Consider the following 23,381-nt stretch of genomic DNA (forward strand, 5'->3'; position numbering starts at 1 on the left):
ACTACACCCATAGCAGTACAATAATACTACTTTGCTTCACATTTGAGCTAATTACACCTGAACCTGTTGGTAGTAAGGACTTCAGTCCTTGGAATATTCAGGACTAAAGTCCTGACTACAAACTACCATCTGCTAACTTGGAAGCATCATGATCAACCATCCTCCTGAGAAGGCTTTGGCTTTTAAACGGGCAATAAACAGTTATCTAATTTGCTATGGGTCTAAATACTCTGCTACTGCTGCTAAATCTTCCATTGCCCGATTCAGACGATTTAGCATTGCTTGGGCTACTTCCGGTTGAGTGCTAATGGTTTCTAGTTTTTCTTTTAGATGACAATCTAGGGCTTCTATCCACAATGACAATTGTGTATGACGAACTGCTGTAAGTAGCCCCATATTTCTTAACACAGCCAAATGAAACCCTAATTGGTCTTGTCCACCGTAGCCCAAGTATCCGTTCCACAGTTCCAACTTTTCGGGAGTAAATTCTGCATACTGGTCGAAGGTAATACCAGCCGGCTCTAGTTGTGGTTGTGGCAGTGGAGGTTGAGGGTTAGTCATAGTAAGACACCTGTTGATTTTGCTAAAACCCTATCTAAATAGGATAGACGCATTCTGCACGGGATGCCTGCGGTGTTCTCGTTGCCATCGCCTATGATTTTTCTTAGAGGAAATTGGTAGTGTGCGATCGCTAATTCCTTCTAATTTCCTGCCAAGAACACTTGAAACAAGTCTGATATTTTCGCCTTGAGTGCTGAAATCGCCTCTTCTAAAGTTTCACAAGGGTCTGTATTGACTAGATGAGCGTCCCCCACATCAGCACTTGACCATAGATAGCTGTGTAGTCCTACCGTTAAACATCCTTGCCATTGATCCTCATGATTAGTATCAAGTGTGATAAAAAACCGCCGTGGTATTATTAGTTCTTCGGTTTTAATTTCAAACTCTCCCCATACCGAGAATCCAAAATACTCACCGTTTTTTTCATTGTTGTATTCCCAGTTGGTGAAGTTGGGAAAAGCAACTTTAACCCGTTCTAAAACTTGTTGGATTTCTGGTTGTGTTAGTAGCATCATTTTTTCCTCTTGTGATTTTGCAAATGGACGATTGGGTAAGTCCACGCTTGAAAATCCGGTTTGTGCTATCCCCAGAGGGTTTACAGCTATATCGCCCAGATGGTAAACGGTTCTTATCTTATTAGAAATCTCTCAACAGGCAGAACAGGAACGCCAACTTGCTGAACAGGCAGAACAAGCTAGATGCAATGCGATACCGCAACTATGACAAATGGGTTTAAATTTAGAGCAAATTGCCCAAGCGTTGAGTTTATCACTTGAAGAAGTAAAGGCGATCGCCAATAAGTAAGATTGATTTCATACATATCCATTACATGGGTAGAGACGTTGTCTACAACGTCTCTAGGGACTTCCAGATAAAAAAATATCCAAACTGTAGGGTGCGTCAGTATGAATAATCTCTTGGTATAGTTAGGTTTTATCGCACTGACGCACCCTACTAAGCCGTTTATTGGCGATAATTTATTTTTTGGTGTTACCCTACAAAAACCGATAAACATCAATAAAAAGTATCAAAAGATTCAACATATTTGTAATTTTCTTAATAACACATAAAATCAATGTTAAAAATTACTCATCAAAATGTAAGTTCTGTTAACCTTGCCTAGAGGTCATTACTGTAATTATTTGATTTGTATTGTAGATTGCTGCCAGTGTAGTCAATAGCTAATCACACTTATTTTTCCAGATCCAACTGGAAAAATTTGTCATGAGTAAGATGACCTTCAAAGCGCAAATAACTACACTGACATAGAACAGAAATTCGGCAAAATTATTGTGTAATGGAGTTGAAGATGACTTTAGCAAGTCCTCCACAGACAAAGCCTTTAACCGATGCAGAATTGCATAAAATGAATGCCTACTGGCGGGCGGCGAATTATTTGTCAGTAGGGCAAATATATTTATTAGACAACCCTCTGCTGAAAGAACCTCTCACCTTAAAACACGTTAAACCTAGACTATTGGGACATTGGGGAACAACCCCAGGTTTGAATTTTATCTACGTTCATCTCAATAGAATCATTAAAAAGTATGACCTGAATATGATCTACATTGCTGGCCCTGGTCATGGAGGGCCGGGACTGGTAGCCAATACATATTTAGAAGGAACATACAGTGAATATTACCCCAACATCTCCCAAGATACGGAGGGGATGAAAAAGCTGTTTAAACAATTCTCCTTCCCTGGTGGTATTCCCAGTCACGTAGCACCGGAAACCCCTGGTTCGATTCATGAAGGGGGAGAATTAGGTTATGCCTTAGTTCATGCCTATGGTGCGGCGTTTGACAACCCTGATTTAATTGTGGCGGCGGTTGTAGGGGATGGGGAGGCAGAAACCGGTGCTTTAGCCACTAGCTGGCATTCTAACAAGTTTCTCAACCCCGCTACTGATGGGGCGGTGCTACCGATTTTACATTTAAATGGGTATAAAATAGCGAATCCTACGGTCTTGGCGCGGTTGAGTTACGAGGAACTAGAAAGCCTATTTGTTGGTTATGGGTATAAACCTTACTTTGTGGAAGGTTCAGATCCCGCCGATGTACATCAGCAAATGGCAGCAACCTTAGATACCATCACTAACGAAATTCGGAATATTCAACGAGAAGCCCGTGTGCATGGGTTTACCAAACGACCCATGTGGCCGATGATTGTCCTGAGAACCCCCAAAGGTTGGACAGGGCCAAAAGAAGTAGACGGGAAAAAGACAGAAGATTATTGGCGATCGCATCAAGTCCCCTTTGGTGATTTAGCGAATAAACCCCACCACATCCAACTCCTCGAAGACTGGATGAAGAGTTACAAACCCGAAGAACTCTTTGATGCTAACGGCAGATTAATTCCTGAACTGGCAGAACTTGCCCCCACAGGCGATCGGCGCATGGGTGACAATCCCCATGCTAACGGCGGTATCTTGTTGCGTGACTTGAAGATGCCCAACTTCCAAGATTATGCAGTCAACGTTCCCCAACCAGGAAGAGTCATTGCTGAAGCCACCCAAGTCACCGGCAAATTCCTGCGGGATGTGATGGAACTCAACTTAGATAGCAAAAACTTCCGCGTGTTCGGCCCTGACGAAACCGCCTCAAACCGTATCAATGCCGTCTTAGAAGTCACAAACCGGACTTGGGTAGCCCAAACCCTCCCAGAAGATGACCATCTTTCCCCCGACGGACGAGTCATGGAAATCCTCAGTGAGACTTGCTGTCAAGGCTGGTTAGAAGGATATCTGCTGACAGGTCGTCACGGTTTCTTCTCTTGCTATGAAGCATTTATCCACATCATTGACTCGATGTTCAATCAACACGCCAAATGGTTGAAAACAACTCGTCATATACCTTGGCGTAGACCCATAGCATCCCTCAACTATCTCCTCACCTCCCACGTTTGGCGACAAGACCATAACGGCTTTTCTCACCAAGACCCTGGTTTTATCGACCATGTGATGAACAAAAAAGCCGAAATCATTCGCGTTTATCTCCCACCCGATGCCAACACCCTCTTATCGGTGACAGACCACTGTTTAAGAAGCCGTCAATATATCAACGTCATCGTGGCAGGGAAGCAACCAGCATTGCAATACCTAGATATGGATGCAGCCATCAAACACTGCACCAAAGGCATTAGTATTTGGGAATGGGCAAGTAATGACCAAGGTGGTGAACCAGATGTAGTCATGGGTTGTGCTGGCGATGTCCCCACCTTAGAAACCCTAGCTGCTGTGGATATTTTGCGGCAAAACTTCCCTGACTTAAAAGTGCGGGTAGTCAACGTTGTAGATTTGATGACCTTACAACCCCAAACAGAACATCCCCACGGTTTAACAGCCAAAGAATTTGACACCATCTTTACTACAGATAAACCCATTATCTTTGCCTTTCATGGCTATCCCTGGTTAATTCATCGTCTCACCTACCGCCACACCAACCATAAAAACCTCCATGTGCGCGGTTACAAAGAAGAAGGAACTACCACTACCCCCTTCGATATGGTTGTCTTGAATGATTTAGACCGCTTCCATTTAGTTATGGATGTAATCGATCGCGTCCCCAAACTAGGGTACAAAGCAGCTTACGTCAAGCAACACCTCCAAGACAAACTCATCGAACATAAACACTACATCGATAAATACGGTGAAGATATGCCAGAAATTCGGGACTGGCAGTGGCCGTATTAAGAGGCAGGGGGGCAGGGGGCAGGGGGCAGGGGAGACAAGGAAGACAAGGAAGACAAGGGAGGCAGGGGGAAATTCAATGCCCGATGCCCTATTCCCCATTCCCAATGCCCCATTCCCCATTCCCAAAACCTTAAAATATGCCAAGCAAATGAGCTTTTGGCAGCCAGGACTGTCACGATCAGCTCAGTCATACTAAAATTCACCCGGCTAAATCCAATTTTGCGGCTAGGGTAAAACGTTTTTGCGCCTTAAGTTTGAGGCGTTAATCAGGGTGCATCATACTAATTCGCCAAAATCAAGATTCAATCTACATTTTTGAATTTTGAATTTATGTTTCAAGGAGGTTTGTTTTGGCAAAGTTAAAAGTAGGCATCAATGGATTTGGCCGTATCGGTCGGTTGGTGTTTCGGGCTGGTATTAACAATCCTGATATTGAGTTTGTCGGGATTAATGACCTTGTACCACCAGATAACCTAGCTTACTTGTTAAAGTACGATTCTACTCACGGTAAGTATCACGGTCAGGTGGAAGCTAGAGAAGATGGCATCATTGTTGATGGACGCTTCATTCCCTGTGTTTCCGTGAGAAATCCGGCTGAATTGCCCTGGGGTAAATTAGGCGCGGATTATGTTGTGGAATCAACTGGATTATTTACTGACTACGAAGGCGCATCTAAACACCTACAAGCAGGTGCAAAGCGCGTAATTATTTCTGCACCCACCAAGGAGCCAGAAAGAGTTAAGACACTGTTAGTAGGCGTTAACCATGAAACTTTTGATCCCAGTAAGGATCTAATTGTTTCTAATGCTAGCTGTACTACAAACTGTCTAGCTCCCGTCGCTAAAGTGATTAATGATAACTTTGGTTTAGCAGAAGGCTTAATGACCACAGTCCATGCCATGACTGCTACCCAACCCACAGTAGACGGCCCCAGTAAGAAAGACTGGCGCGGTGGTCGTGGTGCAGCCCAAAATATTATTCCCTCTTCCACAGGTGCAGCTAAAGCTGTGGCTTTGGTGTTACCAGAACTCAAAGGTAAGTTGACTGGGATGGCTTTCCGAGTCCCTACCCCTGATGTGTCTGTAGTGGATTTAACCTTCAAAACCGAGAAAGCCACCAGCTACAAAGAAATTTGTGCTGCCATGAAAGCTGCGGCTGAAGGAAAACTGGCTGGAGTTTTGGGTTACACCGACGAAGAAGTTGTATCTACAGATTTTCAAGGCGATCGCCACTCCAGTATTTTTGACGCAGGTGCTGGTATCGAATTAAACTCCAACTTCTTCAAAGTGGTCGCCTGGTATGACAACGAATGGGGCTATTCTAACCGTGTAGTTGACCTAATGTTGTCAATGGCACAGAAAGAGCAATTGGCCGCAGTTTAAGAAGAGAACAGGGCGAGGAAGAAGCAGGGGAGCGGAGGTGCAGGGAGCAGAGGAGAAAAAATCCCCCTGCCCCTGCCCTCTGCCCCCTGCCCTCTGCCCCAGTCCCCAATCCCAAACTCCTCACACATATGCGTCGAACAAAAATTATCTGTACTGTAGGGCCTGCTACCTCTGCACCAGACAGACTACAAGCATTGGTAGAAGCCGGGATGAATGTGGCGCGGTTGAATTTTTCCCACGGGGCTTATGAGTTTCATGCCCAAACGGCTCAATATATCAGGCAAATCAGTGCTGATGAGCAAAGACCTGTGGCTTTGTTGCAGGATTTATGTGGGCCGAAAATTCGGTTGGGAACTTTACCCCCAGACGGTTTGACGGTGGAAGCTGGTGATCAAGTCACTTTTGTTTTGAAGGAGAAGGGTGACAATATCCACGAATTACCCTTACCTTTGCCGACTTTGTTCGCAATGGTACGACCAGGAGAGCCAATCTTAATTAATGACGGTCGGGTCAAAATGATGGTATGCGATCGCGATGCCGATCGCATTCATGCTTTGGTCAAAACTGGTGGGGTTATTTCTACCCGCAAAGGGGTCAACCTGCCTGTAACTCGCTTACCTGTCAGTTCCATCACAGAAAAAGACTTACATGATTTGCGTTTTGGTATGGAATTGGGTGTTGATTGGGTGGCGGTTTCTTTTGTGCAGTCTCCCCATGATTTAGAACCAGCCAAACGGATGATTGAATCGGCGGGATTGTCGATTCGGGTAATTGCTAAAATTGAACGTCCAGAAGCAGTAGAACAAATTGATTCTATTATTGCTGCTGCCGATGGGATTATGATTGCCCGTGGGGATTTAGGGGTAGAAATGCCCATTCACCAAGTCCCCTTGATCCAAAAAGATATCATTCGCCGTTGTAATCAGGCAGGTAAGCCAGTAATTACCGCCACCCAAATGCTAGAGTCCATGATTAGCGCACCTGACCCCACCCGCGCTGAAGCTACTGACGTAGCAAATTCTATCCTCGATGGTACAGATGCCGTCATGCTTTCTGGCGAAACTGCTGTCGGACAGTATCCCATAGCAGCCGTGCAGGTAATGAATGATATCGCGATCGCCACAGAAAAATCATTACAGGAGGGTAGTAAACACTGTTGGACTCATGACGCTGGGAGTTTAAGCGTTACCGAATCCGTAGCGGAAGCCGTCTGTCGCATCGCCTATGAAACCGGCGCACGGGCGATTTTGTGTAACACCTCATCAGGAAGTACGGCTAAACTTGTTTCCAAATACCGCCCCAGCACCCCAATTTTTGCCTTCACTCCTGAAGAAACTAGCTATCATCAGTTAGCTTTATCTTGGGGTGTTGAACCCTTACTCATCCCGCCTGTTTACAATGCTGAAGAAATGTTTACGAATGTAGTCAGCACCGTCCTGAGAACAGGCTTAGTCCATGAAGGAGATAAGGTAGTTATTACCTCTGGAGTGCCAATTGGTAAATCAGGAACAACTAGTTTAATTAAAGTGCATTCTATCGGACAACCAATCACTGCTTAACAGCCTAGAATTAGGCTGAGGCTTCCGGCGATCGGCAAGAGTTAAGAAAAATTGCCAAAATCAGAATTGTTAAGCAGAAAAATGGGTGTAAAGAAGAGGGGAAGTGTAGATCCTTATTTGAAGAAGTAGAGGGCGGATGAGGCAGGGGGGCAGGGGGCAGGGGGCAGGGGGAAAAATTTTATACCCTATGCCCGATGCCCGATGCCCTATGCCCAAAGCACAGATCAACAACAATCATGGAGTATCTTATGTCTAAAAATTTACTGGAACAATTGCGGACAATGACCGTTGTGGTGGCAGATACAGGTGATATCCAAGCCATTGAAAAGTTTAAACCCCAAGATGCTACTACCAATCCCTCTTTGATTACGGCAGCAGCTAAAATGCCGGAATATCAAGACATTGTGGATCAGACTTTACTGCAAGCTAAAAAAGATGCAGGTGCAGGTGCTAGCCAAAGTCAAATCGTGACTTTGGCTTTTGACCGTTTAGCGGTTTCCTTCGGTCTGAAGATTCTACAAATTATCCCTGGTCGTGTGTCTACAGAAGTAGATGCGCGTTTGTCCTACGACACTGAAGCTACTGTTACTAAAGCACGAGAATTAATTGCTCAGTACAAAGCTGCTGGAATTACTCCAGAACGCGTTTTAATTAAAATCGCTTCTACCTGGGAAGGGATTAAAGCGGCAGAAATTCTAGAAAAAGAAGGCATTCACTGTAACTTAACTTTACTGTTTGGTTTGCATCAGGCGATCGCCTGTGCTGAAGCTGGTGTCACCTTAATTTCTCCCTTCGTTGGACGCATTCTCGACTGGTACAAAAAAGAAACAGGTAGAGATAGCTATCCTTCTGCGGAAGACCCCGGCGTATTGTCAGTTACTACAATCTACAACTACTACAAAAAATTTGGCTATAAAACCGAAGTTATGGGCGCAAGCTTCCGTAATATCGGCGAAATCACTGAACTAGCTGGTTGCGATTTATTGACCATTTCTCCCTCTTTGTTGGGTGAATTACAAGCTACTATCGGCGACTTACCCCGCAAACTAGAAACAGCAAAAGCAGCTACTTCTGATATTCAAAAGATATCCATTGACAAGGCTACGTTCGAGCAAATGCACGCTGCTGACCGCATGGCTTACGACAAACTTGACGAAGGTATCAAAGGCTTTACCAAAGCACTAGAAGATTTAGAAAAACTCTTAGCAGACAGACTCACTGCTTTAGAAGGAGTAGTAGCTAGCCATTAAGCTACTCATACCATTTCACGAAAAACCTGATACAGACGTAAACCCTGAAAGTTTTGCTGCATCTAAGTTTTTTAATTGCGAATTGCGTTAGCGTAGCGGGACGTTAGTCCATTGCGAATTGTGAATTGGTATCACCGTTGGTGAGAAAATGTTCTGTTAAAGATTATTTTCAGTGATTTCATACAAGTAGAGACATTGCATAGCAACGTCTCTATTTTTATGGAAAAAGCACTGATCGATAAAAGTTGTAAACTCTCTCTTGCGCTCTATCCCTGGGAATATCAATAGCGTCTATCGTATCGCCGACGGATGTATTGCCGTCTGGCTCTTTCATGTCGCCGGATGTATTGCCGTCTGGCTCTTTCGTGTCGCCGGATGTATTGCCGTCTGGCTCTTTCGTGCCGCCGGATATACTGCCGTCGATCATATCGGCGAGCTATGAGTAACTCGTCGTTACTAACGCTAACAACATTTTCCCCTGTATCCAAACTTGATGTTTGCAGAGAATTATCCAGAGAAGTAGTTTTAGCTTCAGCAATTGAGGATGGATAAGCAAAAGCACATAATAATAATGCGATCGCAGATAGCTTTTTGAAACTGTTCACCTGATTTTTCCTTGGTTACAAAAAGATTAAGTATCACACTTAATAAAAAAGAGACTATTAAAGTGTGCATGGATAATCTTCTGCCGATAGAGAGATACTTACGCAATTGTCAAGGTGAATTTTTCTGAAGTTTAATGCTGATTTAGGGATTTTCTCCCATATATTTCTTCATAATTTGCGTAAAATCCACATTGCCACCACTGATAATAATACCGACCCTCATTTGGGAGGCTGTAATTACACCTTCTAACAAAGCGGCGGCGGCTAATACGCCAGTGGGTTCAACAACAATTTTCATTCGTTCCCACAGGAAAAACATGGTGCGAACAATTGCGGCTTCTGAGACTGTCACCATGTCATCAACGTATTGCAATACTAAAGGGAATGTAATTTTACCTAAGCAGGGAGTCCGCGCACCGTCGGCGATGGTATCGGGATTGTGGACAGTTTGCAAGGTTTTACTATAGAAAGAACGGGTAGCATCGTCAGCCAGTGCTGGTTCTACCCCAATAACGCGCACATTGGGTAACAGGGTTTTCGCCACGATCGCACTCCCAGAAATCAATCCCCCACCACCACAACACACTAACAATAAATCTAGTTCGCCTACTTCTTGAATCAGTTCTAAGGTGGCTGTACCTTGTCCGGCGATCACATGGGGATGATCGTAAGGAGGAATTAAACTTAAACCGCGATCGCTGCTCAAATTTCGCGCTAATTCTTCACGGTTCGTAGTTTGACGATTATATAAAATTACCTCTGCGCCATAACTGCGAGTGGCTATTTGCTTCACTAGGGGCGCATCATCGGGCATTACAATTGTAGTTGGGATATTCAGTAATTTTCCGGCTAGGGCGATCGCTTGTCCGTGATTTCCCGATGAAAATGTCAGTACACCTTGTTGTTTTTGTGCTGAAGATAGTTGTGCCAAGGCATTATACGCACCCCTAAATTTAAACGAGCCAGTGCGTTGAAAATTTTCACACTTGAAGAACACGCGGCTATTAGTGTGTTCATTGATGGTTTGAGAAGTGTGTATTGGTGTGCGGTGAGCAATACCAGCCAGTCGTCGTTGTGCTGTCAGTACATCATTGATGCTGAGAATATCAGAGTTAGACATCACTAAGCCTGCTCGCGGAAAATTGGGAATTGAGAGTTGGGCATCGGGAATTGGGCATCGGGCATTGAATTTCTCCCCTTGCCTCCCCTGCCTCCTGCCCCCTGCCCCCTGCCCCCTGCCCCCTGCCTACGCAATGATAGTATATCTTCTAGTAGGAGTTCCCTGAGTGCGCGTAGACGAAATGAGCCGCAAATTCTCTTCGTTCAGGCTAAATATACCTAAATCAGCCTCAATTGGGAATTTTGAATATAGAACTTACGCAACGCCGCTCATGTCATTGCAACCGGAACGAATTGTAGGGAAGCAATCCCAGTGTCAAGGGAGATTACTAACCTGCGGGAACACTTTGTGAACGCGATCGCTCGTAATGACGAAGTTATGTTATTTTTGCGTCAGTCTTGGAATAGTTTTGTCCCAGGCTGATTAAAAGTTAAAACGGTATTATTCTCAGTGTTTATTTGTGGATTTTTTCCCAAAGGGGATGGACGATGTACTTGAGCAAATAAACTGAGAGTAAATGTTAAAATCCCCGCTAATAAAAGTCTTTCCATCATAATTTTCACTCCCCACACAACCAAATAATAAATTATACTTATGTTGTAGTTCAGCATAATTTATCTTTATTTAAATAATGCGATCGCCCCAGACAACAGCTAAGGGGTTACTGATTTTGAATCAGCACATTAATTTATATTTAAATAATATTTGTGATGTATGATGCTAGTTAAGGCGGAAATTACGCAAAAATATTTTTTTCTGAACACCATATAAAATAACCCCAGTCTCTTGATGAGAATGGGGTTATAGGTTTTTACAGATGTGATTTTTAACCAGGTAAAGATAAGCCTGTGACAGCAATTACACCAGCAATTACACTAGCAACCAGGGAAGATAGAGCCGTACCGAATAACCACCAAGCTGCACTAGCAACTGTGTTTCTGGTGGCTTCAGCTTGCTGTTTAGCTTGCTGTTGAACTGCTTTGATGCGTCTTTGGGTTTCCTGCTGAATTTTTTCGGCGCGTTGCAGTACGCTATCTCTGGCGGCTTCGATTTGGTTGATAATGCGGTTAGCGTCTTCTGGGGAAATATCCTCGCGAGAACTGAGGATGGCAACTAGGGTATCACGGTTGAATTGACTAAGGCGATCGCCCAAAGCGGCAAATCCCACTTGTGGATCATCAAACAATTTTATAAAGTCTTGTCTAATCCCCTCATAGCTGAGTTCTGGACGTTCCAAGGAGTCGAGATACTGACGAATCTTCGCAAAGATTTGGTCAATTGCTGACTGGAATCTTTGTTGGACTTGTTGGATTTGCTGAACAATTGAGTTTCGTACAGACTCGATTTGCTCAACAATGCGGTTGGCTTCCTCTTCGGAGATATCTTCCCTTTGGGATAGCAACGCCACCATTGTGGAACGGTCAAATTTAGACAAGCGATCGCTGAAATTTTCCACTCCCAAACGAGGATCTTGCAAAAGCAATCTTAAATCTCGTTTGATACCTTCAGGATTGAGTTCGTCTTTATTGGTTTGACGCAGATAGTTTTCCAGATTGGTGACAAAATCTCCCACCCTTTGAGTAGTCCGCTTTGCTAAACTGCGGGGTGTTCTGATCATGTTGCCAATTGCCTCTTGTACTTGGTCAATGGTGCGATTAACTTGCTCTTCAGTTAAATTTCCCCGTTGAGTCAGGAGTTTAACTAAAGTTTCGCGGTCAACCTGCGCCAATCTTTCCCGCAAAGCTTCTACACCCTCCTGTGGCTGAGTCAGTAAGGTTTCTAAATCCTGTCTTATACCTTCAGGGTTGAGTTCTTCTAGGTTAGTATCCCTCAGATAATCACCAATAGCAGCAATAGTGCGATCGTATTGTTCTCTAGCTTGCTCTAATGCTGCTTGTGGTGCGTGTAAAACGTTATCTCTGACAGACTCTAGCTGATCAATAATTTGATTGATTTGCTCTTCATCCAAATCTTGACGCTGACTCAGAAGTTGGACAAATGTATCGCGATCGAACTGCGATAAACGGGAGCTAATTTGCCTAATTCCTCCTTGGGGATCTGCCAACAATGCTTGAAAATCACGTCGAATACCTTCAGGATTTAACTCATCTTTGTTGGTATTGCGGAGATAATCTTCTACCTTTTGCCATAGTTGATTCACTCTAGCTGTGGCTTGTTCTTGCTGGTCTCTAGATTGATTAGAGATATCATTGCATATACCTTCTAATTGACCCACAATCTTATTAGCTTCCTCTTCGCTAAAATCTTGCCGTTGCACAAGGATCTGCACAAAGGCTTCCCGGTCAAATCCTTGTAAGAGGGTGCTAAAATCTATCGATTGATTATCTAATTCCGTTAACAGGTTGGTAAAGTCTTGCTGAATCGCCTCTGGGTTGAGTTGTTCTTTTCCGGTTGCACGTAAATAATTTTCGATGCGGAGGCGGATTTGTTGACCTTTTTCCACCTTTTCAGATTGCTGCACAGTTTCTAGAACTTCTTGACGGATACTATCCATCTGTTGCGCTATTTCTGTGACTCTGGCTTCACTGATATCACCTCGTTGTTTTAGCCAGTTGCTAAAGTCACTTGGCTGGAGTTGTTCTAATTGCTGACGCACATTTGTCGGATCTGCTTGGGGGTCATAGATAACTTCCGCAAATTCATCTCTAATAGTGATGCGGTTGAAATGCCAAGGGAAAGAATTCAGGATATAGTCTTTAACATCTGATTTGATGGTATTGTCTGTTGGTGTAGGGAATCTAGTGATAACTTGCTCGGTGGCTTGCTCTCTGAGTTGCTGGATTTCGTGGGTGATTTTCTCTACATCGATATCTTGCACCTTTTCTTTTAACTTTTGCAATTGATGGGTGATTTTTTCCACATCGATGTCAGTAACATCAACTCGCTCTAAAACAGCAGGGATAGCAGCAGTTACCCCATATTGTATAGCCTGTTTCAATACACCATTTCTACCATTACCATTGCTGCTTCTGGCAGTAACTAATTGCTGTAATCTTTCACCTAATTTTTCTGAATTTAATTCTTCAGGAGTAGCAGATTTTAGCAAATTAATTACTTGTTCTGTAGGATTTTGACGAGTAGAAGTTTGTTGCCAAGCAGCGTTTAATTGGTCGGCAATCTGATTGATATTCTCCTGAGATAAATTTGTGTTCTTGCTAATCAAATCTACAAAAGTTTGGCGATTAATATTCTTGAGTAAATCACCATCTGCTAGCGATCGCCAATCAATATCACTGAGAATTTTATCAAATTGATGGCGAATTTCCGTTAAATCTAATTTGGGGAATGGTAAAGATGCTAAAGAATTTTGCAAAGTATTGGTAATACTTTCGGCATCTAAACCAGCAGTTAATTCTCTTCTGACTGCGGCTGTAATTTCTTGTGCTGTGGAAACTGCTTGTTGCTGTGTAGCAGCAGCACCAATGGCTGTAGTTGCTGTTCCCATCAAGGATTGTAAACCAGAATTAATGCTGCTGATGAGCGAACCAAGTAAAGAGCCGACGGCAAAAGAACCCAACCAAGCTACCAATAAGAAATAGGTAGACCAAATGACAACGCCAAGAATAGCTCCTAACAACGCACTGCTAATTAAAGTCAGTTTCACTGCTAAAAAGCAAGCGGTAAATAACGCCATACTAGCGGTAATGATACCCCATGTACCAACTTTAGCTTCAACTTTACGAATTTTTCTACCCAGGCTTTCTGATTCATCGTCATCATCGATATCAGTTCCTAAAGTTGATATTCTAGCGGCTACTGAAAGGTTAGTTAATAATAATTGGAAGGCAACTGCCATTAACGTACCAGCTATTAAGGCTACTATAAACTTAGAAGCTGAAAGACCAAAAAATGGTTCTACTGGTACTATGACATCTGGTAATCTTGTCGTAGGTGTGATTCCGAAAGATAGCCAAGACTGTGTAAAAATACCTGTCAAAATTTGCCACATCGTATTCTTCTCTTCTACACAATAGATTCAAGGTCTATCCCTCAGTCTAAGTATCAGTTGTCTAGAGATTTCACCTTCTGGAGTAGGAATTTAAATTATCTCAGGTTAGAGGTTTTTGAATAGTAGTATTGCCAGATGATCCTAATCTTTATAAGTTTTATTTAAAGTGTCAAAAAAGATACTAATTAATTTTTGTTACGTCATCTAAATATATATTTAGTACGTTTATTTGCTCTATCAAATCTTTATTAGTGATGAATATTGTCAATAATAATTATGCAGACAATATTCTCTATATCTCTTGATAGAACCAGAAATTATCTCGCCAGATTGATGAAAAACAAATTTAAAAATGGTTAATTGAAAGTATTGATATCAAACTTTTCTCTATTTGTGAATGGATTTTTTTATCAGTAATTATTGTGTTGATTATCGGAGCAATTCAGACATGGTTGTAGGTATACATAGACGTTCTGTAGGTGTGTTTTCTCATCGTCGGGATGCAGAAGCAGCACTACATGAACTCAAGCAGTCTGGCTTTCCTATGGATCGAGTTTCAGTGATTGCACAAAGTGCAGACAGAGATGATGAGATTGCTGGTACTCCCGTGCAGGAGAAAGTCGGCAATAAAGCTGACGAAGGTGCAGCAACCGGAGCAATTTCGGGGGGAGTTTTAGGTGGTTTAGGTGGTTTGTTAGTTGGTCTTGGGACTTTAGCAATTCCGGGAATTGGCCCCATCATGCTAGCGGGTGCAACTGCCACTACCCTAGCCACTACCCTAGCCGGAGCAGGGATTGGTGCTGTGGCTGGTGGTTTACTAGGTGCATTAATTGGTTTGGGTATTCCTGAAGAACGCGCACGAGTTTATGAAGAGAGGGTGCGGCGGGGGCATTATTTAGTAATTATCGATGGCACAGATGCAGAAATTGCTCAGGCACAGGCTATTTTACATCGGCGTGGCGTTGAAGATTACGGTGTTTATGACTATCCCCATGAACAACGTTCTACTACAGATGTCGGCACTCGCAAGTATGCGATCGGTTATTTTCCGCAATTGGCAGATGCTGAAGCGGCAATTAACGATTTGCGGAGTGCCGGCTTCCCTCTGACTCAACTCTCTTTAATCCATCGCGAACCCTTACAGCGTCCTTCTTTGACCGGTATTGACGTAACTAACTGCTTTGACCCCAATCGTTGGCGGTTGCCTCACGATCGCACCAGTTTCTACAATGAGCGCATCAATCATGGCGACTATATAGTTGCAGTCAGTGGTACAGATGCAGAACTTCAACGTGCAGCTGCCATCCTGAATCGCCACAACATTCACCAGTGGCAAATTTTTGAGCCAGATGCTCATACTACTGTCCCCGTACACACAAGAAAACGCTCAATTGGTGTATTCCCTCATCGTCGAGACGCAGAACTCGCATTAGCTGAGTTGCGGAATGCAGGTTTCCCAATGAACCAGGTTTCTTTGATTGCAAAAGATAGCGACAGTCATCGAACACCAGGTACAGGTAATAAAGCCGATGAAGGAGCTAAAGCAGGAGCTGCTACAGGCGGAGTTTTAGGCGGTTTAGGCGGTTTATTAGTTGGTTTAGGTGCCTTAGCTCTTCCTGGTATCGGCCCAGTCATTGCCGGTGGTGCAGTCGCCACCGCTTTGGCGACGACTTTAGCAGGTGGCGCAATTGGTGCAGCCGCCGGAGGAATCGTTGGCGGGTTAGTGGGTTTAGGAATTCCCGAAAACCGCGCCAAAGTTTATAGCGATCGCTTCCAAAGAGGTGATTACTTGATTATTGTCGATGGTACAGAAACGCAAATCCAGCAAGCTGAAGCTATTCTCAGACATCGAGGTATTGAAGAGTTCGCCGTGTTTGATGCCACCGATGTCGATAGAGAACACACCCGTCAAGACTTGAATCGCTCCAGAAACGAAGACATCGTGCGGACTGACTACCCAGTCACAGGCGATCGTCAAGATCCTGCGGTAGTAATTATCGACCATCGAGAAGGACAAATCTAACGAAAACACAGGAGAGGGGTGTAAGGGTGTGGGGGTTTAAGGGTTTAAGGGAAAGAATTTTAGATTGAAATCCAAAATTGAATTCCCCAGTCCCCAGTCCCTATTCCCCAATCCCCAATCCCCAAATTCACATCCAGAAGTAAAGACATGAAGAAGTTAACTCCTTTTATCATTAGTTGTGTTCTAGTAGTTGGCACAGCAGCCTGTCAAGATACAGCCAAAACCACTGTAAATGCACCAGCACCCGACGAGAAACCAACAGCACCCACTGCACAGGTGACACAAGAAGCTCAACAAGACGCGCAAAGTGAACTCCGCAGGAGACAACTGAATGAAGATATTCGCGCCCGTGAACAGCGTAATAATGCGACTGGTGGAGATCAGGAAAGAGCCGGAGGTGATCTGGCTAGTGAAGTGCGGTCAAAACTAGAGGCTAACATCCCTAATGGTCAATTAACAGTTAATGCTAAGGAAGATGGTACGGTGACAGTTTCAGGAACCGTGAACAACCAAGAACAGTTAGCTAAAATTGAACCATTGGCAAAGGAAATTAAGGGTGTCACACAAGTAATTGTTAATGCTACTGTCGCGCCACCAAACAGCTAGATTGACTTTGTGCAGATTTTCCAAACGTAAGCAAGTGTAAATAAATATAGCTAATCATTAAAATAGTCAGTAGTTAACCCAGCTACTGGCTTATCTTGATTGACATTTGACAACGCTCATGATTATGTTTATTTACATCATGCCCACTTAGAATAATTGTTTTGATTACCACAATAGAAAAACTATGGAAACCGAACAACAACAACCGGAATCCTTAAATGCCACTCTACCACAAGGCGCGATCGCACTAGCTAGCCCAGAGAATGGTCAGATTCAAAAGCTCCCTTCAGCTAGTAATACTAATGCTGAGTGGCAGCAAACAGCCAAGCAAGTAGCTGATACTCTAGGACAGCTACCCGATTATTTAGGAAGTTTCTATCAACAATATAAACAACCCATATTCATTGCCCTCATTATCTTATCAGTGGTAGTGACCTTAAGGGTATTACTGGCTTTAATTGATGCCATCAACGATATCCCTCTGTTATCACCCATTTTTGAAGTAATTGGCATTAGTTATTCTGCTTGGTTTGTTTTCCGTTATCTCATCAAATCTTCCACTCGCCAAGAGCTATTCGCCGAAATTAACTCATTGAAAAACCAACTTTTCGGTAACTAGATTCTATTAAAAATTCAGGAGTTAGAATCATCAAAATCCTGTCACCTGAATTTCTCAAATACTGTAGCAATCCTAATTTAAAATTGAAGCATTGCTTAAATTAAGAAGCCCAGTTTGATTAATTAACTGGGTTTTTTGTTTGTCTATTATCTTGAATTGTTAATTGTGAATTAGAGTGTACCACTGTGTGGCAGTCAGCCAAGCCTAGCGTCTTGTTGAGAAGCGATTTGAGTTTCAAACCTATTTGTTGTTTCCTGTTATATCTCTCAAGATAGAAAAGAATGATACATATTTGTCTAGTGATCACTCCTAAAGATAGTAGATTTATAGTTTTCAAAAGCATAATCTAGTTCTCGAAGTTTTAACAATCTTTTTAACGAGGATAGATTTATGACTAATGAAAAAAATAGAGCAATTGATTCACATGAGCGTGTAGAAGTAGACACATACGACAGAGGTATTGTACCTGCGGAAACTGCTGCTCGTAGAGAAAGGGAAGGAGATTTATACAAAACACTTCCCACAGAAGAAAGAGAAGCAGACGCGCCTACAGATGATCAAACAAATGCTCAAAGCATCCGCACTACAGACGGCTATACAGTAGACAAAGAAGGGTTATTAAATAACTACGCTATCGAACCGGAAATGTATTATGAAGTTCCTGGTGATGCTGCGGCTGTAACGGAACAAGATACCGCTAAGAGAATGGAAGAGTTAGCAGAAGTTAATGAAGACAAAGAAGGCGAATTAACTGAAAAAGATGATGTTAGAGGGAAAGGAACAGGTTTCATCTAAATCAGACTGTAAGTAGAACGACTTGAAAAAACCAAACTATGTGAAGTAATGTAAAAAGATTGGAATCTAGTTCGTAGTAAGGACTTCAGTCCTTATCAGAGGACTAAAGTCCTCTCTTCGAGACGCTTGCGCGTAGCTTGCTTCCCCGCAGGAGTACACTACAAACCTTGAATTATTTACACCGTTCTACTTAATCATTAGTAGCATTCAATTCACACCTGCCAACCCCACAGATTTAATCTGGGGGGTTTGTGTTTAGTGGTGAGTGATGAGTAATGAGTAATGAGTAAAAATCCCAATCCCCAATTCCCAATCCCCAATTCCCAATCCCCAATTCCCAATCCCATTAAGCTTTGTGCTGAGACGCTTGAGTGCGGAGCTACTCTAGGTTAGAGTGCTATTTCCTCATCATTCAACGCTATGATTGGAAGTAGTGATGCTTACTAGAAGACGTTTTCAAAAATTATCTTTTTTGAGCCTGTTCTTATCTACCCTCAAAGGTTGTGGCAATGTAGACAGAACAGATATCAAAGTCAATTCCGTGGCTACCAATCCTGAACTATTTATTCTCTGGGAAAGGGGATATCTAGCTGAAGAGAACCAGGGTATTTTGGAACTAGTCGCAGAATGGCAGCAAAATACTGGTAAAAGGGTAAATTTAAAGTTAGTTTCCGATGATTTTATTGAACAATCATTATTAGAGGCTTGGAAGAATCCCTACAATCTCAATGCGCCTGATATTGTATTTTCAATTACTTTTAATCAAATTATTGCACCTATACTGGCATGGGAAGATAAACTGCTTGATCTGTCTGACTTGATTCATCCCATCGCCTCTAATTTTCAACCTCATGTCTTACCCCAGGTTCTTTATCGCAACCAAGTGCGGGGCGATCGCGGTTACTATGCCTTACCGATTGGGCAATCAGATGCTTATATCCATTACTGGAAAGACTTACTGGCTGAGATAGGATATACGGAAGCCGATATTCCCCAAACATGGGATAGATTTTGGGAGTTTTGGCAAACGGCTCACAAACAGTTGCGATCGCGCCAATATCAAGAATTATACGGTTTGGGTTTGTGTATGTCTGCAAACGGTTTCGATACTATTGCCGCCTTTCAGCTGTTCTTGGATGCTAATAACGTGGCGATCGGCACCCATGAACAAGGTCTGATGATTGGAAATACTGACAACAGGCAGAAGTTAATCCATGTTATTACTGAATTCGTCGAATTTTACCGACAAGGATATGTGCCTCCAGATACCATTGAATGGTCAGGTTCAGGTAATAATATTGCTTTTCTCAACCGTAAAATTTTGATGACTCTTAACATGACTTTATCTATTCCCAAATCACAAAAATTAGAAAACAGTCAATATAATCGCAATGCTGCACAGCGATACCGAAATATTGGCACATTAGCAGGTTATCCCCAAAAACTAGACGGTACAACTTTGCAAGCTCCGAGAGTCCTCAATCAGATTATTGCTCTCAAACACCAACGACCATCTCAACAAACCTGGGAGTTTCTGCAATATTTACTCAAACCAGATAATCTCCAGCGATTAGTTCACGGATTTAATGGCCGAATTTTACCAACTATGCCACAACTGTTAAACAATCCTCTATGGCAAGACGCTTCTGATCCTCATTCCGCAGCAGCCCTCGCTATCTACAATCGCCCTCGACTACCAGAGGATGACAAATTGCACCCTGTCTTCAGTCAAATTTATATGCAACAACTTTGGGCGCAAATCATTCAGAAAACGCTGAAAAATCAGGCTTCACCCACCCAAGCTGCTGATTGGGGCATTATGCAGATCCGCAAAATTTGGGAACGCTTCGAGAACCGACTATGAGCATTTGGAATCGTAAAAGTTTACTGTATCAATTAGTCTATAGATTTTCCGTGATTTCTTGGGTTACGACCGGATTAGTTGCTGTTGGTGCTTCTTGGTATTCTCGCCAAAATTTACGGGGAGAAGTGGTCAGTCGCCTGAATGATTCCTTGGATTTTAAGTCTAAGGAGTTGGACTATTGGGTTAACAATCAATTGCGGGATGTACTTCACTTAGCACAACAAACTGAAATTCGCGAGGCTGTACCAAAATTAATCGAACGGCAGAATTCCCAGGCTCGAAAAATAGCTTATGATCGCTTACAAAAGTACCTTGATCAAACAGCGTTCGTTAAGCCGAATCTCCGCAATATTTGCATTACCGAAAATAGTGGCTATATAGTTTTCTGCTCAGGTTCTTCAACTCAAGATGAGCAATATTTACCTTTAGGCTATCCTATTACTTATCTGACACAAAAAAATTTAACTTCCGTTACACCGAATTTTTATTTAAATCAAGAGCGACAACCAGCTATCACGATCGCCACTCCTTTAAAAGATAGTTCAGGAATTCAGATGGGGGCTTTGGTAATTAATCTGAGTCTCACAGAACTGCAAAATATGTTGTTAGAAAGCACTATTAAAACTGAGACTCAAGCTATTTATTTAGTAGGAGAATCTAACTTAAATGCCGTTGTTTTTCTCAACACGGCAAGTGATAAGTTTCGCAAGGGGCAAAATTTACCTTCAGATTTAACACTCAAAAGCACAGCGATTGATCGGGCGATCGCTCAAAAAAATGGCGTGGCTGATTACTACAATCAATATGGTGTGTCTGTCATCGGCGTATATCGTTGGTTGCCTAAGTATAGTGTGGGCTTCGTGGCCGAAATCAGTCATGAGGAAGCATTTAAACCTGCTAATCGCTTGGGATTAAGCTTTGCTTTGTTCGGTTGTATTACTTCTTTTCTCTTAATGTTGGCTATTTACTTTCTGTCTCGACAAATTACTGAACCGATTCAAAACATTAGTCAGGCGGCTAAACGTTTAACCCAGGGAGATTTAAATCAATATGTCCCGGTGATTACTCAAAATGAAGTCGGGATTCTCGCCCAGACTTTTAACACTATGGCCGAGCAAATCAAATTAGATCGGGAAAATTTAGAACTACGGGTGGCAGAACGTACATTTGAATTAGCGGTTGCCAAAAGTCAAGCGGAGTCGGCTAACCAAGCTAAAAGTGAGTTTCTAGCGAATATGAGTCATGAATTGCGGACTCCCTTGAATGTGATTCTTGGTACTTGCGAAGTGTTGCTAGAAGAAGTTTTTGGGAGAATCAACGAAGGTCAAGAAAATTCTTTATTGTTGATCGAAAACAGTGGACGACACTTGTTAGCAATTATTAACGATATTTTGGATGTTTCTAAAATCGAAGCTGGTTGTCTAGAATTGGAAATTTCCACTGTCTCGATTACACATCTTTGTGAGTCTAGTGTGGCATTAGTCAGACAACAAGCCATCAAAAAAGAAATTCAACTATCAACTATTCAATCAAGCAACTACGAGCATATTGCTGTGGACGAACAGAGGATGCGTCAGTTACTGATGAATCTCCTCACTAACGCCGTCAAGTTCACCCCTACGGGTGGAGAGGTGGCTTTGGAGGTTCGTTTTGGGACTATTGCACTACCGAACTTAGAGGTGGATGTTGTCTTTGCAGGTAATCAACCATCACCTGATGAGGAATTTCTGTATTTTTCCGTGAGCGATACTGGTATTGGGATTCCGAAATCTTTTCAAGATAAACTGTTTCAGCCCTTCGTTCAAGTTGACAGCAAACTTAACCGCCACTATGAAGGTACTGGCTTAGGACTAACCTTAGTGAAACAAATTGCCGAATTGCATGGTGGTTCAGCGATTGTACAGAGTGAGTTGGGAAAGGGTAGTTGTTTTAGTGTCTATTTACCCCGTACTTGTTTGGTGCTAGACCAGTCGATGTCAAATCAGGATATTACATCAGAACCGCTAGCCGAAATGGCAACAGATATACCAGAAGCAGAAACCGATGATCCTTTGGTGTTGTTAGCTGAAGATAACGAAGCTAATGTCCTAGCGATTTCTTACTACCTGACAGCTAAGGGCTTCCGGCTGATTGTGGCGCAAGATGGCAAAGATGCGATCGCCATTGCCCAAAGCCGACACCCTGATATCATTCTCATGGACATTCAAATGCCAGGATTAGATGGTATAGAGGCGATTAAACGCATCCGTGCAGATAGTCAACTAGCCCATATCCCCATTATTGCCTTGACGGCTTTAGCCATGCCCAGCGATCGCGAACGTTGTCTTGAGGCTGGAGCAGACGAATATCTTGCTAAACCAGTGAAACTCAAACAATTGCAAACTACCATACAACAATTTTTGAATATATCTCAACACCGTGAACCATAGGGGTGTAAGGGGGTAAGGGTGTAGGGGTATAGGGGTATAGGGGAAAATCACTTGATTAACGCCACTTCTCATTCCAATCACCTGTCACATCAATACCACCAGGAACAGGTGTTAATTTTAATGAACCCCAATCAAAGTTATTACAAATTGTGCCGAAGTTAGTACCGCAAAGATCACCAGCACCATAACCAGCAGAAGAACGTGTTCCTAAATGGGAATAGGTAGCACCTTCCCAATTACCATTACCAAACCAGGTGGTGTTTTTGATTCCGACACGCAACACACAACGCAAACCATCACCATTGCGGCTGTCTGAAAGGTCAGAAACTTGATATTGATCAAAATATCCACCACAGGTTCTTGCTCTGGGTAAGGGGTTGTAATTAGTGGTGTTAACTAATCGCCATTCTTCATTCCACGCACCAGTGACACGAATTCTTGCACCACCACTTAAAACCTGCACATTTAAATTCCCAGGGAAGTTACCGTTAAAACCTTCTCCATTACCATGAATATCTGACGCAAAACCGACAAGATTACTACCTCTGTAGATGGCTTGTCCGACGTGGCGGTAAGTTGTCCCTCCCCAATTTCCTTCGCCGTACCAAGCTAATCTAGGAATTCTTGTCCCTGGTTTACCTGCGCTCAATTTGACACAACGAATACCAACACCTTGATTTCCATTCAGAGATCGCACAATATAAGTACGCAGATGCGACCCGCAATTAAAATTTGCAGTTTGAACTAGTTTAAAGTTTTGTAATGTTGGTACTTGGGCTAGCGCAGTAGTTGCCGTAGTTAAGGCCACCATACTACCTAGTGTTAAAGATTTAAGTCCTAAGCGAAACATGATTCTTGTTCCATGTAGTAAAGTTTGTTGAGGTGTTGTTGAACACCTTCTGTTGTC

Annotated in this window: 18 protein-coding genes; 10 read left to right on the plus strand and 8 right to left on the minus strand. The window is 42.9% G+C overall.

The features are described from left to right. Positions 1 to 213: 213 nt before the first annotated feature. The gene (locus CV014_RS00120; RefSeq protein WP_236140160.1) at positions 214 to 561 is read right to left on the minus strand and encodes a hypothetical protein; all 348 of its coding nucleotides are present in this window, start codon (positions 559 to 561) and stop codon (positions 214 to 216) included. Between the two features lie 140 nt (positions 562 to 701). Next, on the minus strand, positions 702 to 1,076 hold the full coding sequence (locus tag CV014_RS00125; RefSeq protein ID WP_236140161.1) for a hypothetical protein: 375 nt from the start codon (positions 1,074 to 1,076) through the stop codon (positions 702 to 704). Positions 1,077 to 1,870: 794 nt separating this feature from the next. On the opposite strand from CV014_RS00125, the gene CV014_RS00130 reads away from it, so the two are divergent. The 4 genes from CV014_RS00130 to CV014_RS00145 all read left to right on the plus strand — a co-directional run bounded on the left by CV014_RS00130 (position 1,871) and on the right by CV014_RS00145 (position 8,443). Further along, complete coding sequence (locus CV014_RS00130) at positions 1,871 to 4,252, plus strand: phosphoketolase family protein (RefSeq protein ID WP_236140162.1); 2,382 nt, start codon at positions 1,871 to 1,873, stop codon at positions 4,250 to 4,252. A 350-nt stretch (positions 4,253 to 4,602) separates the two neighbouring features. Further along, positions 4,603 to 5,634: a type I glyceraldehyde-3-phosphate dehydrogenase gene (gap, locus tag CV014_RS00135; protein WP_236140163.1), complete on the plus strand. Its 1,032-nt coding sequence runs from the start codon at positions 4,603 to 4,605 to the stop codon at positions 5,632 to 5,634. Positions 5,635 to 5,762: 128 nt separating this feature from the next. Beyond that, positions 5,763 to 7,193 carry a pyruvate kinase gene (pyk, locus tag CV014_RS00140; protein WP_236140164.1) on the plus strand — a complete coding sequence of 477 codons (1,431 nt, stop codon included), beginning with the start codon at positions 5,763 to 5,765 and terminating at the stop codon, positions 7,191 to 7,193. Positions 7,194 to 7,441: 248 nt separating this feature from the next. Then, positions 7,442 to 8,443, plus strand: a complete 1,002-nt coding sequence (locus CV014_RS00145; protein WP_236140165.1) for a transaldolase — start codon at positions 7,442 to 7,444, stop codon at positions 8,441 to 8,443. Positions 8,444 to 8,724: 281 nt separating this feature from the next. Here CV014_RS00145 and CV014_RS00150 read toward each other — a convergent pair whose 3' ends face one another. The 4 genes from CV014_RS00150 to CV014_RS00165 all read right to left on the minus strand — a co-directional run bounded on the left by CV014_RS00150 (position 8,725) and on the right by CV014_RS00165 (position 14,138). Continuing rightward, positions 8,725 to 9,048, minus strand: a complete 324-nt coding sequence (locus tag CV014_RS00150; protein ID WP_236140166.1) for a hypothetical protein — start codon at positions 9,046 to 9,048, stop codon at positions 8,725 to 8,727. A 142-nt stretch (positions 9,049 to 9,190) separates the two neighbouring features. After that, positions 9,191 to 10,168: a threo-3-hydroxy-L-aspartate ammonia-lyase gene (locus tag CV014_RS00155; RefSeq protein ID WP_236140167.1), complete on the minus strand. Its 978-nt coding sequence runs from the start codon at positions 10,166 to 10,168 to the stop codon at positions 9,191 to 9,193. Positions 10,169 to 10,560: 392 nt separating this feature from the next. Continuing rightward, entirely contained in the window at positions 10,561 to 10,722 is a 162-nt protein-coding gene (locus CV014_RS00160) for a hypothetical protein (protein WP_236140168.1), read from the minus strand. A gap of 272 nt (positions 10,723 to 10,994) precedes the next feature. Continuing rightward, complete coding sequence (locus tag CV014_RS00165; protein WP_236140169.1) at positions 10,995 to 14,138, minus strand: MFS transporter; 3,144 nt, start codon at positions 14,136 to 14,138, stop codon at positions 10,995 to 10,997. Between the two features lie 448 nt (positions 14,139 to 14,586). Between CV014_RS00165 and CV014_RS00170 the strand changes: the two genes are divergently transcribed. The 4 genes from CV014_RS00170 to CV014_RS00185 all read left to right on the plus strand — a co-directional run bounded on the left by CV014_RS00170 (position 14,587) and on the right by CV014_RS00185 (position 18,181). Beyond that, a complete protein-coding gene (locus CV014_RS00170; RefSeq protein ID WP_236140170.1) occupies positions 14,587 to 16,161 on the plus strand; it encodes a general stress protein in 1,575 nt (524 codons plus the stop codon). Positions 16,162 to 16,308: 147 nt separating this feature from the next. Then, positions 16,309 to 16,767, plus strand: a complete 459-nt coding sequence (locus tag CV014_RS00175) for a BON domain-containing protein (RefSeq protein ID WP_236140171.1) — start codon at positions 16,309 to 16,311, stop codon at positions 16,765 to 16,767. Between the two features lie 184 nt (positions 16,768 to 16,951). After that, on the plus strand, positions 16,952 to 17,386 hold the full coding sequence (locus tag CV014_RS00180) for a CAAD domain-containing protein (RefSeq protein WP_236140172.1): 435 nt from the start codon (positions 16,952 to 16,954) through the stop codon (positions 17,384 to 17,386). A 390-nt stretch (positions 17,387 to 17,776) separates the two neighbouring features. Then, complete coding sequence (locus CV014_RS00185; RefSeq protein ID WP_236140173.1) at positions 17,777 to 18,181, plus strand: hypothetical protein; 405 nt, start codon at positions 17,777 to 17,779, stop codon at positions 18,179 to 18,181. A gap of 212 nt (positions 18,182 to 18,393) precedes the next feature. On the opposite strand, the gene CV014_RS29795 is transcribed toward CV014_RS00185, so the two are convergent. Continuing rightward, on the minus strand, positions 18,394 to 18,522 hold the full coding sequence (locus CV014_RS29795; protein ID WP_268964427.1) for a hypothetical protein: 129 nt from the start codon (positions 18,520 to 18,522) through the stop codon (positions 18,394 to 18,396). A 95-nt stretch (positions 18,523 to 18,617) separates the two neighbouring features. On the opposite strand from CV014_RS29795, the gene CV014_RS00190 reads away from it, so the two are divergent. Next, entirely contained in the window at positions 18,618 to 20,045 is a 1,428-nt protein-coding gene (locus CV014_RS00190) for an ABC transporter substrate-binding protein (protein ID WP_236140174.1), read from the plus strand. Continuing rightward, the gene (locus tag CV014_RS00195; RefSeq protein ID WP_236140175.1) at positions 20,042 to 22,474 is read left to right on the plus strand and encodes a hybrid sensor histidine kinase/response regulator; all 2,433 of its coding nucleotides are present in this window, start codon (positions 20,042 to 20,044) and stop codon (positions 22,472 to 22,474) included. Before CV014_RS00190 ends, CV014_RS00195 begins: the two co-directional genes overlap by 4 nt. Positions 22,475 to 22,529: 55 nt before the next feature. On the opposite strand, the gene CV014_RS00200 is transcribed toward CV014_RS00195, so the two are convergent. Further along, on the minus strand, positions 22,530 to 23,324 hold the full coding sequence (locus CV014_RS00200; RefSeq protein ID WP_236140176.1) for a hypothetical protein: 795 nt from the start codon (positions 23,322 to 23,324) through the stop codon (positions 22,530 to 22,532). Between the last annotated feature and the right edge of the window lie 57 nt (positions 23,325 to 23,381).

The organism is Nostoc sp. CMAA1605 (assembly GCF_021596505.1).
In the GTDB taxonomy this organism is placed as follows: Bacteria; Cyanobacteriota; Cyanobacteriia; order Cyanobacteriales; family Nostocaceae; genus Trichormus.